Genomic DNA, 16,424 nt, shown 5'->3' on the forward strand with positions numbered 1-16,424 from the left:
TTCTCCGTTTCAACGCATTGGTAACTGTCCCGTGCACAGATGCAGAAAGCTCAACAAGAGATGACTTCCGTGAAAGCAGCGCTTCTGTCCTTTGCCATGCTGTCCGCCATCGTGCTTTGCGGTCTGGGTATCTATGCCGCGGATGCAGCCAACAACCACAACGCCGTCGACGGCTACGGCGTCACCGCCTCCCTTCGCTAGAGCCGGAGCCTCTCTCGCGTCCTCTAGCGCGCGCCGCTCAAGCTTCCTTTATCGCCATTTCCAGGATGCGTTTGTCCGCTCCGTCCACGACGAGCGCGGTAAGCTTGCCTGACTGCCAGGCAAGCGTGTCGACATTGACGCGGTTGACCATCACTTCGGCTTCCGGCACCGGCGTGTGGCCGTGCACCACGATCTTGGGATAAAGGCCGGAATGGTGGTGGAAGAGGTCGCGGATCCAGATCAGATCCGCAGGGCTTTGCTGGTCGAGCGGAACGCCCGGCCTTATGCCGGCATGGCAGAAGAAGAAGTCACCGAAGGTCACTGAAAACGGCAGCGAGCGCAGGAAGTCGATATGGCTCTGCGGCACGGCGTCGACCAGTGCCGCGTGGCCCTGCCGTAGTGCCGCCTCGGCCCTGCCGAACCAGCCATTGCCAGCGGAAAGCGTCACGCCATAGGACTGCGCCGTCTGGATGCCGCCATTGCCCATGAACAGGCCGTCCGGCTCGGGAACGTCGAGAAATTCGAGGAAGCCGATGTCGTGGTTGCCGGCGAGCATCAAATTGCGCGGATCGCGCTTTTGCGCCTCGATTAGGAAATCGATGACGCTTTTGGACTCCGGCCCCCGGTCGGTATAGTCGCCGAGATGTATGATGCGCCAGTCGGACGACGGCGCGTATTCCAGCTCGTTCTCGATCCGGCGATGCATGGCGCTGAGCAGGTCATATCGCCCGTGCACATCGCCGATGGCGTAGAGCCGCATGCCGTCCGGTCCACGCGCGTCGAGAAAATGAATGCCGCTCTGCGTCAAGGCTGGCGTCGTCTCCATGATCGGGCCGTCACGTGGAAGCTACGGCCAACGAATGAACGGTCCTAGCGCCGAAGCTGGTCCTTGCCCACGTCCGTCACCAGCCGCTTTCCGCACAGCGCCAGCGTTATGTCCATCTCCTTGCGGATGATTTCCAACGCTTTGGTAACTCCTTCCTTGCCGAGCGCGCCCAGGCCGTAAAGAAATGGCCGGCCGATATAGGTGCCCTTGGCGCCGAGGCAAAGCGCTTTCAACACGTCCTGGCCGGAGCGGATGCCGCCATCCATATGGACCTCGATCTGATCGCCGACCGCATCGGCGATTTCCTCAAGCACCATGATCGACGATGACGCACCGTCGAGCTGACGCCCGCCATGGTTGGAAACGACGATGGCGTCAGCGCCGGTTTTGGCCGCCATCAGCGCATCTTCCTTGTCGAGGATGCCTTTCAGGATCAGCTTGCCGCCCCAGCGCTCCTTAATCCACGCCACGTCCTTCCACGACAACTGCGGATCGAACTGCTCTGTCGTCCAGGACGATAGCGAAGAGACGTCGCCGACGCCCTTGGCATGGCCAACGATGTTGCGGAAGGTGCGACGCTTGGTGCCGGCAATGCCCAGGCACCAGCGCGGTTTGAGGGCCAGGTCTATGATGTTGGTCAGCGTCATCTTGGGCGGCGCCGAAAGCCCGTTGCGGACATCCTTGTGGCGCTGGCCGAGGATCTGCAGGTCGAGCGTCAGCACCAGCGCCGAGCATTTCGCCGCCTTCGCCCGGTCGATCAGGTCGAGCACGAAATCCTTGTCGCGCAGAACATAGAGCTGGAACCAGAACGGCTTCTTCGTCACCGAGGCGACGTCCTCGATCGAACAGATGCTCATCGTCGACAGGGTGAAGGGCACGCCGAATTCCTCGGCCGCCTGCGCCGCCAGCATCTCGCCGTCGGCGTGCTGCATGCCGGTCAGGCCGGTCGGCGCCAGCGCCACCGGCATCGACACTTTCTGGCCGATCATGGTTGATTCCAGCGAGCGGTTGCTCATGTCGACCAGCACGCGCTGGCGGAACTTGATCTTCTGGAAGTCTTCCTCATTTGCGCGATAGGTGCTTTCGGTCCAGGCACCGGAGTCGGCATAGTCGAAGAACATCTTGGGCACGCGCCGGCGCGCGAGATCCTTGAGGTCTGCGATGGTGAGAATGTCGCTCATGATGGTCCCCGCTTGAATCGAATTGACTAGGAGCGTCTGCGCGCCGGTTCGGTGTCGCCGGCTTCCAAACGTTGCCGCAGTCTGAGCCGCGACACGCGTTGCCAGTCGCCGCTGCGCTCGGCTTCCGCCATCGACCGCTCGACATAGGTCATATGGTCCATCGCCGCTTGCCGGGCTCCGGCCGGATCGCCGGCTTTCACCGCGGCATGGATCGCCCGGTGTTGCGCAAGCAGCGCCTCGCGCGCGCCGGGCACGGTGAACACCAGCAGCCGGTTCTGGAACACGCCTTCCGACAGCAGCCGGTAGCAGGAGCGCAGCGTGTGCAGGAACAGGATGTTGTGCGCGCATTCGCAGATCGCGTGATGGAATTCGACGTCGATTTCGGCCTCGTCGTCGAAATCGCCGGTGCGATGCGCCTCATCCATGCGCGCCATGATGCGGTCGAGCAGCGCAAGATCCTCGGGGGTAGCGCGCCGCGCCGCATATTCGGCGGCTATGCCTTCGATCTCGCGGCGGTATTCCAGATAGTCGGTCACCGCCTTGCGATGCATCGAGATCAGGTCCGCCACCGGTTTGGTGAACAGCTGGCCGATGATGTCGGCGACATGCGTGCCGCCGCCTGGGCGCGTGGTCAGCAGGCCACGTCCTTCGAGCGCCTTCAGCGCATCGCGCAGGATCGGCCGCGACACGTCGAACTGGCGTGCCAACTCGCGTTCGCCCGGCAACCGGTCACCCGTGCGCAGCACGCCTTCGAGGATGAGGCTCTCGATCTGCTGCACCACCTCGTCGGCGGTGCGCGAATGCTCGATCCTGGAAAAAATATCGCTCAACAGATTGCCTGGAAGGTGAACCGGTGTCACGCACGATAAAGCCTGCGTCGCCAACTGGTCAAATTATTTATCCAATTGGTCAGGGTGGGCCGGCATTGCCGCGCGCTGTTCCATCACCTTCGGCTAAACTTTGCTGTTTGCGTCATCAGGCGATTGGCCCTAGAGGGACGCGACTGCAAGAGGGTCAAGGAAACCCCGGGGGACCAGCCGTGTCAGACGACCCGTCCAATCTCGAATTCCAGCCGCGTGCCAAGGGCAGCGTCATGGGCTTCCCCGCGCATGAGGGCCGGCCCGGCGCACTGGGGGAGGTGCATGCCCGGCCGCATCCGCTGATCGAAAAGCCGCGCGTCCTGGTGCAACTCGCCTTCATGACCGAAGGCGGTTCCGGCGTCGATCATGCCGTGCTTTCCGAACTGTCGCGGCGCCTTGGCATTGCCGCGCCCGACCGCCAGGCGCGTCACCACGCCATGAAGTGGGGCAAGGGCTCGCTGCGCTGGGAGCGGCATACGGAATTCTCGACCTATCTGTGGGAAGGGCCGCTTTCCGAAAACGGCAGGGGGCAGGAGGATTCGCCATTCGGCAACGGCTTTTCGCCGCCGGGCACCGTCATTTCGGGCATCCGGCTCGAGATCCGCAAATGGACACAGGTGAGCGAGCGGTTGATCGCCGATTTCGACCCTACCAGCCTGTGCTACTCGCTGGTCGAGCGCGGCAACGCGGCAATCGTCACCGATTTCCGCCAGGATGGTGACGGCATGACCCGCATACTGGTGCTCGATCGCGGCCTGACGCCGGCGCGCACCGGGGCGCTGTCGCAGCGGCTGATCGACATCGAAACCTACCGCACGCTCGCCATGCTCGGCCTGCCGCTGGCGCTGACCTTGTCGGGTCGCGCCCGTCGTATCGAGGACAGGCTGGCCCTGACCACGCTGGAGATGAAGGTCGCCGAGACCCGCGACAGCCAGACGCTGCTCGCCGACCTGACCGAACTTGCCGCGGAACTGGAGGCGGACGCGGCCTCGAGTCTTTACCGCTTCGGCGCCAGCCGCGCCTATGATGGCATCGTCGTCGAGCGGCTGGAGGCACTCGAAGAGGAAGCCGTGCCCGGCTACGACACCTGGGAAGGGTTCCTGCAGCGTCGCGTCGCGCCGGCGATGCGGACCTGCCGCTCGGTGGAAGAACGGCAAGCCAACCTGTCGCGAAAACTCACCCGCGCCACCACGCTGCTGCGCACCTGGGTCGATGTCGAGGTCGAGAAGCAAAACCGCGACCTGCTCGCTTCGATGAACAACCGCGCCCGCCTGCAACTGCGGCTCCAGCAGACCGTCGAAGGCCTCTCGGTCGCCGCCGTCTCCTATTATGTCGTCGGCCTGATCGGCTATGTCGCCAAGGGCGCCTCGATCTTCGGTCATGCCTTCGCGCCGGAGATCGTCACCGCCGCCTCGGTGCCGGTCGCCATCCTGCTGGTCTGGTGGGGCGTGCGCCGTGTGCGCCGGATGCATTCCGAGCCCGGCAAGCACGCCGGCGAATAGGCTCGCAATCTCCCCCCTCAAGGTCGCCGAAGGCGACAGAGGGGGTCGCCTCGCGTAGAGCGCCAGCGCTCGTTTCGCGCCAGAGATGAAGTCGGCGATCTAGGTGAGACGACCCCCTCCGGACGCTTCGCGGCCACCTCCCCCTCAAGGGAGGAGGGTAGCGGCAGATTGCCGCTGCGGAAGCTCGTCTCGGCCTCGACTTGCGGTCTCAACCAAAGCAGGATTTGCAACGGGCGTGCCGGACTGGTAAAAGATTTTGACCAGTCAACCAGAAAGAGGCTGCTGATGTCCGACCTGGCCATGCCGCAACCTGACGATGCCACGATGCGCCATCGCGACGAGATCGTCGCCGACATGCGCATCATCGTGCCGGGCGAGGGCGTGGTCGATGCTGCCAACGTCATGCGGGCCTTCGAGAGCGATGGCCTCACCGCCTATCGGCAATTGCCGCTGGTCGTGGTGCTGCCTGAAACGGTGGCGCAGGTGTCCCGCCTGCTGAAATACTGCAACGACCGCAACATCCGTGTCGTACCGCGCGGCTCCGGCACCTCGCTGTCGGGCGGCGCACTGCCGCTGGAAGATGCTGTGCTGCTGGTCATGAGCCGCTTCAACCGCATCCTCCAGGTCGACTATCCCAATCGCATCGTCGTTGCCCAACCGGGCGTTACCAATCTCGGCATCACCACCGCCGTCGAGCAGGAGGGCTTTTATTACGCCCCCGATCCATCCTCCCAGATCGCCTGCTCGATCGGCGGCAATGTCGCGGAAAACTCCGGCGGCGTCCACTGCCTGAAATACGGCCTCACCGCCAACAATGTGCTCGGCATCGAGATGGTGCTGATGAACGGCGAGGTGGTGCGGCTGGGCGGCAGTCACCTCGATGCGGAAGGCTATGATCTGCTTGGCGTCATGACCGGTTCCGAAGGCTTGCTCGGCGTCGTCACCGAGGTCACCGTGCGCATCCTGAAGAAGCCGGAGACGGCGCGCGCGCTGCTAATCGGCTTCCCGACCAGCGAGCAGGGCGGCCAGTGCGTCGCCGACATCATCGGCGCCGGCATCATTCCAGGCGGCATGGAAATGATGGACCGCCCGGCCATCCGTGCGGCCGAGGATTTCGTCCATGCCGGCTATCCGCTGGATGTCGAGGCTTTGCTGATCGTCGAGCTCGACGGGCCTGTCGTCGAGGTCGATCATCTCATCACCGCGGTCGAGGCGATCGCCATCCGCAACGGCTCGACCACTTGCCGCATCTCGCAGTCCGAGCAGGAACGCTTGAACTTCTGGGCCGGCCGCAAGGCAGCCTTCCCGGCGGTCGGCCGCATCTCGCCCGACTATTACTGCATGGACGGCACCATCCCGCGCAAGGAACTGCCGCGCGTGCTGCACGGCATGCGCGAGTTGTCGCAGAAATATGGGCTCGGCGTCGCCAATGTCTTTCACGCCGGCGATGGCAATCTGCACCCGCTGATCCTCTACGATGCCAACGTGCCGGGTGAACTCGACAAGGCCGAAAGCTTCGGCGCCGACATTTTGCGGCTCTGCGTCAAGGTCGGCGGCGTCCTCACTGGCGAACATGGCGTGGGCGTCGAGAAGCGCGACCTGATGCCGGAAATGTTCAACCAGATCGACCTCGACCAGCAGATGCGCGTCAAATGCGCCTTCGATCCCAACCACCTGCTCAATCCGGGAAAAGTCTTCCCGCAGCTCCGCCGCTGCGCCGAACTCGGCCGCATGCACGTGCATCGCGGGCAGGTGGCGTTTCCCGACATTCCGAGGTTTTGAGGTGATGTCGTCTCAGAATAGGGGTTCCTCGCCCCCGCAAAGCGGGGGAGAGGTGGCTCGGGCGCAGCCCGAGTCGGAGAGGGTGACGCCCGCACCAAGCCGCCGCTCGCCTGAGAAGATTGCGCGTGCTCGCACACTTCGTCACGGCGACAATCAGGCTGAAGCGTTACTCTGGACCGAGCTAAAGGCCAGAAGGCTCGGCGGGTACAAATTCGTACGGCAGATGCCGATCGGACCATACTTCGCCGATTTTACCTGTCGTAGCGAAAAGCTGGTCGTCGAACTTGACGGAAGTCAGCACTCCGAGAATTCCTATGACCGGCGACGCGACGAGTTCATGCGCGGTGAGGGATTTTCGGTGCTGCGTTTCTGGAATGTCGACATTCTCAAAACTCGCCGGATTGTCTGCGAGACCATTCTCGCGGCACTGGAGGGGCGAATAGCCGAAGACGTGGTCGCCACAGATCTGAGGTTTGTTTTCGTGCCCAAGAAGATTGGGGGCGACGTTCTATGATTGCCCCTCTCCGTCTCGGGCTCCGCCCGAGCCACCTCTCCCCCGCCTTGCGGGGGCGAGGAACCCAAGCTCTGCCGAAGTCTGATTTGCTGTTCAAACAATTCTCGCTCGACAGGATCGCGCGCAAGGAAGTGACGCTCGCTTTTCGCCGCTGGAAGCGGCTGGCTGTCGGTGCAGCACCTTGACCACCTTCACCCCCTCCACCTCAGACGAAGTCCTCTCCACCGTCGCCTGGGCGGCGGCGGAAGAGTCGCCGCTCGAAATCCTGGGCCATGGCTCCAAGCGTGGCGTCGGCCGTCCGCTGCAGACGGAGCACACGCTCGACCTGTCGAGGCTCACCGGCGTGACACTTTATGAACCCGCCGAACTGGTGCTGTCAGCGAAAGCCGGCACGCCGCTGGCCGAGATCGAGAAACTGCTGGCGGAGAACGGCCAGCAACTGGCGTTCGAGCCGATGGACTATGGTCCGTTGCTGGGCGGCGAGCCGGGCAAAGGCACGATCGGCGGCGTGCTCGGCGCGAACTTGTCCGGTCCGAGGCGGCTGAAGGCCGGTGCGGCACGCGACCATATCCTCGGTATCAATGGGGTCTCCGGCCGGGGCGAAGCCTTCAAATCCGGCGGCCGCGTGGTCAAGAACGTCACCGGTTATGATCTATCGAAGCTGATGGCCAACAGCTGGGGTACCTTGGCCGTTTTCACCGATGTCACCTTCAAGGTACTGCCTGCGGCCGAAGCCGAAGTCACCCTGGCGATCAGAGGATTGCTTGATGATGCGGCGGCCGCCGCGATGGCGATGGCACTCGGCTGCAGCGCGGAAGTGTCGAGCGCTGCCTATTTGCCGGAGCGCATTGCCGCGCGCGTCGCCGGCGGCGCGCTCGGCAGTGACGCCGCCACGTTGCTGCGCGTCGAGGGCTTTGGCCCGTCCGTTGCCTACCGTATTGCAGCGCTGAAGACGCTGCTTGGCAAGGCTGGGCCGCTGGAGGAAATTTCCGGTGAGGCCTCGCGGCTGATCTGGCGCGACATACGCGATATCAGGCCCTTCGCCGATGGCGGCGAGAAACCGGTCTGGCGCGTGTCGATGGTGCCTTCGCAAGCGCACCAGATGGTCCTGACCTTGCGCATGCAGGCCGCTGTCAGCGCCTTCTATGACTGGCAGGGCGGACTGGTGTGGCTGCGCATGGAAGAGGGCGACCCGGAAGCGGCTCTGTTACGGGGGCTTTTGCGCAAACATGGCGGCGGCCACGCGACGCTGGCGCGCGCGGCGCCCGCCCATCGCACGGCGCTGCCGGTGTTCGAACCACAGGCGCCGGCGCTTGCCGCGCTCAGCCTGCGCCTGAAGCAGGAATTCGACCCGAAAAACATCCTCAATCCCGGCCGCATGGCCTAGGACATCAGATGCAGACGAATTTCTCATCCGCCCAGCTTGCCGATCCGCATGTCGCTGAATCGGAAAAGATCCTGCGCAAATGCGTGCATTGCGGTTTCTGCACCGCCACCTGTCCGACCTATGTGACGCTTGGCAACGAGCTCGACTCGCCGCGCGGGCGCATCTATCTCATCAAGGACATGCTGGAAAACGGCCGTCCCGCCGACAAGGAGATCGTCACCCATATCGACCGCTGCCTGTCGTGCCTGGCCTGCATGACCACCTGTCCATCGGGCGTCAACTACATGCATCTTGTCGACCACTCCCGCGCCCATATCCAGGAGACCTACAAGCGGCCGCTGCTCGACCGGCTGACCCGTTCCATGCTGGCCTTTGTCTTGCCCTACCCTCAACGCTTTCGCGCCGCGCTCAAACTGGCGAAACTGGGCAAGCCGTTCATTGGCTTGTTCGAGAAGATCCCGGCGTTGAAGCCGCTCGGCGCGATGCTTAAGCTGGCCCCGGCATCGATCCCCGGGGCTTCGCCGATGGCCTCGCCGGGCATTCATGTCGGGCGGGGCACGAAAAAGGGGCGCGTCGCCATCCTTACCGGCTGTGCGCAATCGGTACTCGACCCCGCCATCAACGACACGACGATCTCTCTGCTGACGCGGCTCGGCGTCGAGGTCGTGGTGCCCAAGGGCGAAGGCTGCTGCGGCGCGCTGGTTCATCACATGGGACGCGAGGAGGCAGCGCTTGCTTCGGCAAGGCAGAATGTCGACGCCTGGACACGCGCCATCGAACAGGGCGGTCTCGATGCCATCATCATCACTGCCTCAGGCTGCGGCACGACGATCAAGGACTACGGCTTCATGCTGCGGCTGGATCCGGCCTATGCCGACAAGGCCGCGCGTGTGTCGGCGCTGGCCAAGGACATCACCGAGTATCTCACCGCCATCGATCTGCCCGAGCCGGTGCGCAAGCCGGGCACCGTTGTCGCCTATCATTCCGCCTGCTCCATGCAGCATGGTCAGAAGATCATCCGCCAGCCGAAGGAGTTGCTGGCCAAGGCCGGTTTCATCGTCCGCGAGCCGCGTGAAGGGCATCTCTGCTGCGGCTCGGCCGGCACCTACAACATCCTGCAGCCCGAGATTTCGGCCAGGCTGCGCGACCGCAAGGTGAAGAACATCGAGGCGACCGGCGCTTCGATCATTGCCACCGGCAACATTGGCTGCATCACCCAGATTGCGTCCGCCGCGAAGCTGCCAGTGGTGCACACGGTAAAATTGCTCGACTGGGCCTATGGCGGACCGAAGCCAGACGGTGTGCTCGAGGACAGCCTCGTCGCGGCAGAATAAGGACCGGGAGCCTACTCCGCCGCGAGCCTGTCCGCCGTACCGTAAGTCGCCTCGTAGAGCGCGCGCTGCCGGCTGAGCGCCACCATCGTGTTGCGCAGCAGGATCGCCACCGTGATCGGGCCGACGCCGCCTGGCACAGGCGTGATCCAGGAGGCGACCTCGCGCACGCTTTCGGTGTCGACGTCGCCGACAATGCGGCTCGCCCCATCCGGCCCGATTTCGGAATTGATGCCGATGTCGATGACGGCAGCCCCTGGTTTCACCATGTCGGCCTTGATCAGCCGCGGCTTGCCGACGGCGACGAACAGCGCATCGGCGCGGCGTGCATGGGCGGCGACCGAGCGCGTCATGTGGTGGCAGACCGTGACGGTCGCGCCTTCGCTCATCAGAAGGAAGGCGATCGGCTTGCCGACGATTTCCGAATGGCCGACGACCACGACTTCCAGGCCCTTGAGATCGAGGCCTGTCTCCTTCAGCAACTCGACCGAGGCGGCCGCCGTGCAGGGCGCCAGATCGAGCTGGTTGTAGACGATGTTGCCGATCGAGGCCGGATGCATGCCCTCGACATCCTTCAGCGGATGCACCGCCGCCTGCAGCGTCTTGATCGGGATATGGGCGGGAACCGGCCGCTGGATGATGATGCCGGTGACGCGCGGATCGGCGTTCAGGCCATGGATTGCCGCTTCCAGCTCGCCTGAAGTGATAGTGGCGGGAAAGCGCCTTTCCTCGAAATCGATGCCGGCGAGCTGAGCCTTGGCGCGCTGGTTGCGGACATAGACATCGACGGCATCGGTGTCGCCGACGGTGATCGAGATCAGCTTGGGCGGAAAACCCTCGGCTTTGGCAATCGCCGCATCCTGACGCACGGCGGCGATGATGCGCTGGGCAACCGGGCCGCCCTTGAGATAGCGGCTGTCGTCGGACAGGGACATGGGTGGACTCTTTCTCTCGTTGGCGCCGACATAGCAAAAGAACATCGGAAATGTCAGCACGAAAGCGAACCGCGATGCCTTTTTTGCGCGACGCAACGCCGCGGAACGCCTCCTACCCAACCAAAAAGGAAGGGCAGCGCGGTTCCCCGCACTGCCCTTCCTGACCGACCGCATCCCCATACGGCCCGTCCCCCTTATTTCTTCCGACCCCGGAAAACGATGCGTCTCCGGATCAGGTGATTCGCGAAATTATATCACCTCGACCGTGGTTCCGACATTGACCCGTTCATAAAGGTCGACGACGTCCTCGTTGCGCATGCGAATGCAGCCCGACGACACCGCGCCACCGATCGTCCAGGGCTGGTTGGTGCCATGGATGCGATATTCGGTCGTGCCGAGATAGAGCGCGCGGGCGCCGAGCGGGTTCTCGATGCCGCCAGCCAGATAGGTCGGCAGGTAGCGGCCCTTGGCCGCTTCGCGCTTGATCATCTGCGCCGGCGGGCGCCAGTCCGGCCAGACACGCTTGTTGGTGATCTTGTGCGTGCCCGACCATTCGAAGCCCGGCTTGCCGGTGCCGACGCCGTAGCGCCGCGCCTTGCCGTTCTTCTCGACCAGATAGAGGAAATTCTCGCGGGTATCGATCACGATCGTGCCTGGCTTCTGCCCACCGTCATAGTCGACTTCCTGCGGCAGGTAGATCGGGTTGATCTGTGGGCGCATCACCATGCGCTTGGCCGGCGTCTGCACGGCGGCCGTCTGTACGCGGTCGGGCTGTGCTTGCGGCTGCGCATAGCGCAGGCGCGGCTGCTGCTGCGCGACCGAACGGTTCTGCCGCACGATGCCGGGCGCATGGCCAAGCTGCAGCACCCACGGGGCGGAAAGGTCGGGGCTCACCATCACGGGCGGCCTGTCGGCATAGCGGTCGCCGGCGGTGGATGGCGTGACGCCGGCCGCAAACACAGCCACGGCGCCGAGCAAGGGAAACAGGACTCTCTTCATCGGGAACGCACCTTGATCGTCTGATACAACCGGGTGGAAACGCTCCCCGGTTCGGCGATCATTGGCGCGCCAGCAGCAACCGAAACATGAATCGGAATGCTTAAAATTCGGAACTGTCAGTAAACCTTTTGGTGTGGTTACCGCCGCGTTCAGGAATCTGGTAAAGCCACGGTAAAGCAGCGCAAAAGCGCGTTAAGGAATGGATTTTAGCCATGCAACAAGAAAACACCGGCCTGCTCGCCGGTCCCGATGGTGTCGCGCGCTGCTTCTGGCATGGCAATCTGCCCGACTATCTGCACTATCACGATCATGAATGGGGCCGGCCGGTGGCCGACGACCGCAGGCTGTTCGAAAAGATCTGCCTCGAGGGCTTCCAGTCGGGCCTGTCGTGGCTGACCATCCTGCGCAAGCGCGAGAATTTTCGCGAGGCCTTCGCCGGCTTCGACTTCGACAAGGTCGCTGCCTTCACCGACAAGGATGTCGAGCGCCTGCTCGGCAATGCCGGCATCATCCGCCATCGCGGCAAGATCGTCTCGACCATCAACAACGCCAAGCGCGCTCGCGAAATGGCCGACGAATTCGGCTCGCTGGCCGCCTGGTTCTGGAAGTTCGAACCCGGCAAGGCGGAGCGGCCCGAGATCGTTGATCTCGCCCATCTGCGCGCCAACCCGACCACGGCGGTCTCGGTACGGATTTCGAAGGAATTGAAGAAACGCGGCTGGAGCTTCGTCGGCCCGACCACGGTCTACGCCTTCATGCAGGCCATGGGCCTGGTCAACGACCATCTCGAAGGCTGTGTCTGCCGTAAGGAAGTTGAGAAGGAACGGAAGGCATTCAAGCGGCCGAAGTAGCGGCGGCGCCTACGCCCCGGCGCCGGCCTATCAGGCGCCGATGGTTCTGGACATGTAAAGCCCGGCGAAGATGGCCGCCACGATGGCAAGGGCAGGGTAGATCACCAGCAGTCCGGTTACTAGCGCATCGCGCATGGTGGGCCCGACGGCTTTACCGCATGTCGGCTCGAATGGGCCTGCCGCGTGGCTGGTCATCGTATGAGTGTGGGTGTTGGCAGGGCGTAGATGCGCACATACGTCGCTGGCGTCAACGATATCGAATTTCCGTCCCGTCGCCATCGCCAAATCCCCTTGTCTCCGCGCGATTTGTCGGCTGCGATTGTGGCGGCACAATGCTGCGCTTGTGGCGGAATTGGTGCACTTGCGTAGTGGTTTGGTGCGGCTTGCCGAAGCGGCCTTCGCCCGGCCTTGCCGCACCAATCAGCATCGGTTAGGACACGCGCGTTGCGAAAACCGCAACATTGTTGACCTGCAAACATCACGAAACACCGGGCAAAGATCTCATGGCCGACAAATCGGAAAAGACGAAAGCGCGGCTGCCGCGCGGGTTTGCCGACCGCAGCGCCGAGGACATCCGCGCCGTCGAGAAGATGATGGCGACGATCCGCTCGGTCTATGAGCTTTATGGTTTCGAACCCGCCGACCAGCCGCTGATCGAATATACGGATGCACTGGGAAAATTCCTGCCCGACCAGGACCGGCCGAACGAAGGCGTGTTCTCCTTCCAGGACGATGACGATCAGTGGTTGTCGCTGCGTTACGACCTGACCGCGCCGACCGCGCGTTTCGTCGCCGAGAATTTCGAGCGCCTGCCCAAACCCTACCGCAGCTACCGCTCGGGCTGGGTGTTCCGAAATGAGAAGCCCGGCCCCGGCCGCTTCCGCCAGTTCATGCAGTTCGACGCCGACACGATCGGCACGCCGGGCGTCGCCGCCGATGCCGAAATGGCGATGATGATGGCCGACGTGATGGAAGCGCTCGGCATCAAGCGCGGCGACTACGTCATCCGCGTCAACAACCGCAAGGTGCTGGATGGGGTGCTGGAGGCGATTGGCCTTGGCGGCGACGAGAATACGGGACGCCGGCTGACGGTGCTGCGCGCCATCGACAAGCTGGACAAGCTGGGGCCGGAAGGCGTGCGGCTCCTGCTTGGCCCGGGGCGCTGGGATGGCGGCAAGGAAGGCGAGGGCGACTTCGCCAAGGGCGCCGGGCTGAACGACGCACAGGCCGAAGCCGTTCTTCTTGCGACAGCAAAGGGCCAGGCTCGCCAGGATTCCAACGTCGGCGCGAACACGACCTACCAGGAGGGCGTTGGCGAACTCGCGACGATTGAAGCCCTGGTCAGGGCCGCGGGATATGGCGAGGACCGTATCGCCATGGACCGCTCGGTTGTGCGTGGCCTCGAATATTACACCGGCCCCGTCTTCGAGGCCGAACTCCTTGCTGAAATCCCCAACGAGGACGGCCAGATCGTGCGCTTCGGTTCGGTCGGCGGCGGCGGGCGCTATGACGGTCTCGTCTCGCGCTTTCGTGGTGAGCCGGTGCCGGCAACCGGCTTTTCCATCGGCGTCTCCAGGCTGGTGACGGCGCTGAAGAATCTCGGCAAGCTCGACAGCACCGATGTGATCGCGCCAGTGGTCGTGCTGGCGATGGACAAGGATACGGAAAGCCTCGGCCGCTACCAGAAGATGGTGGCGGAGTTGCGCGCCGCCGGCATCCGTTCCGAAATATATCTTGGTGGCGCCGGCATGAAGGCGCAGCTCAAATATGCGGACAGGCGCGGCTGCCCGGTCGCAATCATCCAGGGCGGCGACGAACGCGCCAAGAGTGAACTGCAGATCAAGGACCTGATCGAAGGCGCGCGCATGTCGGCCGAGATTACCGACAATGCCGAATGGCGCGCGGCGCGGCCGGCGCAGGTGACGGTCGCTGAGGGTGATCTGGTTGCGGAGGTGAAGAAGATTTTGGCGGCGCAGGCCGAGGAGAGGGCACGTGGCAAGTAGAGGCCGCGTTCTGTCGCGCCGTGGAGCGCCGACCTTCGGTCGACCCACTGATCTCAAACCAGAGGGTCGTGCGATGCGAGGGCGCGCTCCATGACCTCCCGCTACCCCGTCATCTCAACCGACATCACCAACCTCTTCGCCGCCCGCGACACGCACGCGGTCGAGGTCGCCGTCCTCCAGCCGGCGGACCCCTTCCTCGACATGGCCGGCGAGGATTTGCGCCGCCGCATCTTCCTCACCGAAAGCGAGACCGGCCAGACACTGTGCCTGCGGCCGGAATTCACCATCCCGGTCTGCCTCGACCATATCCGCTCGCAAGCCGGGACGCCGCGCCGTTATTCCTATCTGGGCGAAGTGTTTCGCCAGCGCCGCGAAGGCGGCAACGAATTCTTCCAGGCCGGCATCGAGGATCTCGGCGATCGCGACACGGCGCAAGCCGATGCCCGCTCCGTGGCCGACGCGCATGCGCTGCTCACGCTGGTGCTGCCCGGACAGTCGCTAGCGGTCACGCTCGGCGACCAAGGCATTTTCGAGGCGGTGCTCGCCGCCCTCGGGCTGCCGCGCGGCTGGCGCATGCGGCTGGCCCGTGCCTTCGGCTCGGCGCCGATGTTGCAGGCAGCCCTTGCCGATCTCGCCAACCCGCCCCGTAACGGCCAGCTTTCCGGTCCGGTCGCCGCACTTGTCCTCGACGGTGATCTCGAGGGCCTCTCGGCGCACATTGCCGGTGGCATGGAGGAAGCGGGGCTGTCGGCATCGGCCGGCCGTTCGCCGTCCGACATTGCGCGGCGATTGATCGAGAAAGCCGAATTGCGCAGTGTGCGGCTGTCAAACGAGGCCTTCGCGGCGCTGAAGGGATTTTTGGCGATCGACGTGCCGCTCGATGGCGCGGCGCGGGCGCTGGAGACCTTCGCCGACGGCGCCGGGCTTTCGCTGGGCGCCGCGCTTGAAAAGTTTGCTGCCCGCGCCAGGGCGATCGAGGCGCATGGTTTGCCCGCGGGAAAAATCCGCTACGACGCCGCCTTCGGCCGTCCGCTCGATTACTACACCGGTGTGGTCTTCGAGATCGCCGCGCAGGATGGCGAGCGTCCCTTGGCCGGTGGCGGCCGTTACGACCGGCTGCTGACGCTGCTCGGCGCCAGGACCGCGATCCCCGGTGTCGGCTTTTCCGTCTGGCTCGACCGCATCGAAGCGTTGCGGGAGACGGCACGATGATCACGCTGGCGATCCCGTCGAAGGGCCGGCTGAAAGAGCAGGCGCTGGAGGTGCTGGCCAAGGCTGGCCTTGCCATCAGCCTGCCCGGCGACGAACGCAAATATCACGCCCGCGTCGAGGGCCTGGACAATGTCGAGGTCGCCTTCCTGTCGGCTTCCGAGATAGCCGGCGAGATCGGCCAGGGCGCGGTCGATCTCGGCATCACCGGCGAGGACCTGGTGCGGGAAAATCTCGGCGATTGGGAGGTCCGCGCCGAGATCGTGGCCCGCCTCGGCTTCGGCCATGCCGATGTCGTGGTGGCGGTGCCCGAAATCTGGCTCGATGTCGACACCATGGCCGACCTCGACGACGTCGCCGCCGATTTCCGCCAGCGCCATGGCCGACGCCTGAGGATCGCCACCAAATACTGGCGGCTGACGCAGCAATTTTTCTCGCAGAAACACGGCATCCAGGTCTATCGCATCGTCGAGAGCCTCGGCGCCACCGAAGGCGCGCCGGCCGCCGGGCTTGCCGATGTCATCGTCGACATCACCACCACAGGCTCGACGCTGCGTGCCAACCATCTCAAGGTGTTGAGCGACGGCGTCGTCCTCAAATCGCAGGCCTGTCTGGTGGCATCGAAGAAGGCCCGCGCCGCCAGCGATGAAGCCATCCTGCGCGACATCGTCACGAAAATGAGCGCTCTCCCTCCCCCTTGAGGCTAGCGTGCGCACACATTTGATTTGGCGGTGGTCAGTATGGATTTGCAAGAACGAAGCCCTCGACAATGGCGTGGAAGCGTTTGAGGCCGTTGCTGAAGGTGACCGGGCCCGGCGGGCGCTCCTTTGGATAGCCGTTCCA

Annotated in this window: 15 protein-coding genes; 10 read left to right on the forward strand and 5 right to left on the reverse strand. The window is 64.1% G+C overall.

From position 1 onward, the window contains the following. Positions 1-69 precede the first annotated feature (69 nt). Positions 70-201 carry a hypothetical protein gene (locus FJ938_RS30260; RefSeq protein ID WP_013893872.1) on the forward strand — a complete coding sequence of 44 codons (132 nt, stop codon included), beginning with the start codon at positions 70-72 and terminating at the stop codon, positions 199-201. 37 nt (positions 202-238) lie between these two features. Here the strand turns inward: FJ938_RS30260 and FJ938_RS11880 are convergent, their stop codons facing one another. The 3 genes from FJ938_RS11880 to FJ938_RS11890 form a co-directional block, all read right to left on the reverse strand. Further along, complete coding sequence (locus FJ938_RS11880; RefSeq protein ID WP_140610980.1) at positions 239-1,009, reverse strand: metallophosphoesterase; 771 nt, start codon at positions 1,007-1,009, stop codon at positions 239-241. A 62-nt stretch (positions 1,010-1,071) separates the two neighbouring features. Next, complete coding sequence (locus FJ938_RS11885) at positions 1,072-2,208, reverse strand: alpha-hydroxy acid oxidase (RefSeq protein WP_140693844.1); 1,137 nt, start codon at positions 2,206-2,208, stop codon at positions 1,072-1,074. Between the two features lie 26 nt (positions 2,209-2,234). Continuing rightward, on the reverse strand, positions 2,235-3,038 hold the full coding sequence (locus FJ938_RS11890) for an FCD domain-containing protein (RefSeq protein WP_140693846.1): 804 nt from the start codon (positions 3,036-3,038) through the stop codon (positions 2,235-2,237). Positions 3,039-3,247: 209 nt separating this feature from the next. Between FJ938_RS11890 and FJ938_RS11895 the strand changes: the two genes are divergently transcribed. The 5 genes from FJ938_RS11895 to glcF all read left to right on the forward strand — a co-directional run bounded on the left by FJ938_RS11895 (position 3,248) and on the right by glcF (position 9,587). Then, positions 3,248-4,570, forward strand: coding sequence for a DUF3422 family protein (locus FJ938_RS11895; protein ID WP_140693849.1), 1,323 nt, complete (start codon positions 3,248-3,250; stop codon positions 4,568-4,570). A 285-nt stretch (positions 4,571-4,855) separates the two neighbouring features. Next, a complete protein-coding gene (locus FJ938_RS11900) occupies positions 4,856-6,352 on the forward strand; it encodes an FAD-linked oxidase C-terminal domain-containing protein (RefSeq protein ID WP_140693851.1) in 1,497 nt (498 codons plus the stop codon). 4 nt (positions 6,353-6,356) lie between these two features. Next, positions 6,357-6,866, forward strand: a complete 510-nt coding sequence (locus tag FJ938_RS11905) for a DUF559 domain-containing protein (protein WP_140693854.1) — start codon at positions 6,357-6,359, stop codon at positions 6,864-6,866. A gap of 181 nt (positions 6,867-7,047) precedes the next feature. Next, a complete protein-coding gene (locus FJ938_RS11910) occupies positions 7,048-8,253 on the forward strand; it encodes an FAD-binding protein (RefSeq protein WP_140610928.1) in 1,206 nt (401 codons plus the stop codon). A gap of 8 nt (positions 8,254-8,261) precedes the next feature. Beyond that, positions 8,262-9,587, forward strand: coding sequence for a glycolate oxidase subunit GlcF (gene glcF / locus FJ938_RS11915; protein ID WP_140693858.1), 1,326 nt, complete (start codon positions 8,262-8,264; stop codon positions 9,585-9,587). Between the two features lie 11 nt (positions 9,588-9,598). Here glcF and FJ938_RS11920 read toward each other — a convergent pair whose 3' ends face one another. After that, positions 9,599-10,519 carry a bifunctional 5,10-methylenetetrahydrofolate dehydrogenase/5,10-methenyltetrahydrofolate cyclohydrolase gene (locus tag FJ938_RS11920; protein WP_140610926.1) on the reverse strand — a complete coding sequence of 307 codons (921 nt, stop codon included), beginning with the start codon at positions 10,517-10,519 and terminating at the stop codon, positions 9,599-9,601. A gap of 249 nt (positions 10,520-10,768) precedes the next feature. Next, positions 10,769-11,518, reverse strand: a complete 750-nt coding sequence (locus FJ938_RS11925) for a L,D-transpeptidase (protein WP_140693860.1) — start codon at positions 11,516-11,518, stop codon at positions 10,769-10,771. 212 nt (positions 11,519-11,730) lie between these two features. Between FJ938_RS11925 and FJ938_RS11930 the strand changes: the two genes are divergently transcribed. The 4 genes from FJ938_RS11930 (at position 11,731) to hisG (ending at position 16,282) form a co-directional block, all read left to right on the forward strand. Next, positions 11,731-12,369 (forward strand): DNA-3-methyladenine glycosylase I, encoded by a 639-nt coding sequence (locus FJ938_RS11930; RefSeq protein ID WP_140693863.1) that lies wholly within the window; start codon positions 11,731-11,733, stop codon positions 12,367-12,369. Between the two features lie 503 nt (positions 12,370-12,872). Next, entirely contained in the window at positions 12,873-14,372 is a 1,500-nt protein-coding gene (gene hisS, locus FJ938_RS11940) for a histidine--tRNA ligase (RefSeq protein ID WP_140693868.1), read from the forward strand. Positions 14,373-14,462: 90 nt separating this feature from the next. After that, a complete protein-coding gene (locus tag FJ938_RS11945) occupies positions 14,463-15,584 on the forward strand; it encodes an ATP phosphoribosyltransferase regulatory subunit (RefSeq protein WP_140693871.1) in 1,122 nt (373 codons plus the stop codon). Beyond that, positions 15,581-16,282: an ATP phosphoribosyltransferase gene (gene hisG, locus FJ938_RS11950; RefSeq protein WP_140693873.1), complete on the forward strand. Its 702-nt coding sequence runs from the start codon at positions 15,581-15,583 to the stop codon at positions 16,280-16,282. The genes FJ938_RS11945 and hisG overlap by 4 nt, the downstream gene beginning before the upstream one ends. The last annotated feature ends 142 nt before the right edge of the window (positions 16,283-16,424 follow it).

The sequence above is a fragment of the Mesorhizobium sp. B2-4-14 genome, from assembly GCF_006442155.1.
Classification (GTDB): Bacteria; Pseudomonadota; Alphaproteobacteria; order Rhizobiales; family Rhizobiaceae; genus Mesorhizobium.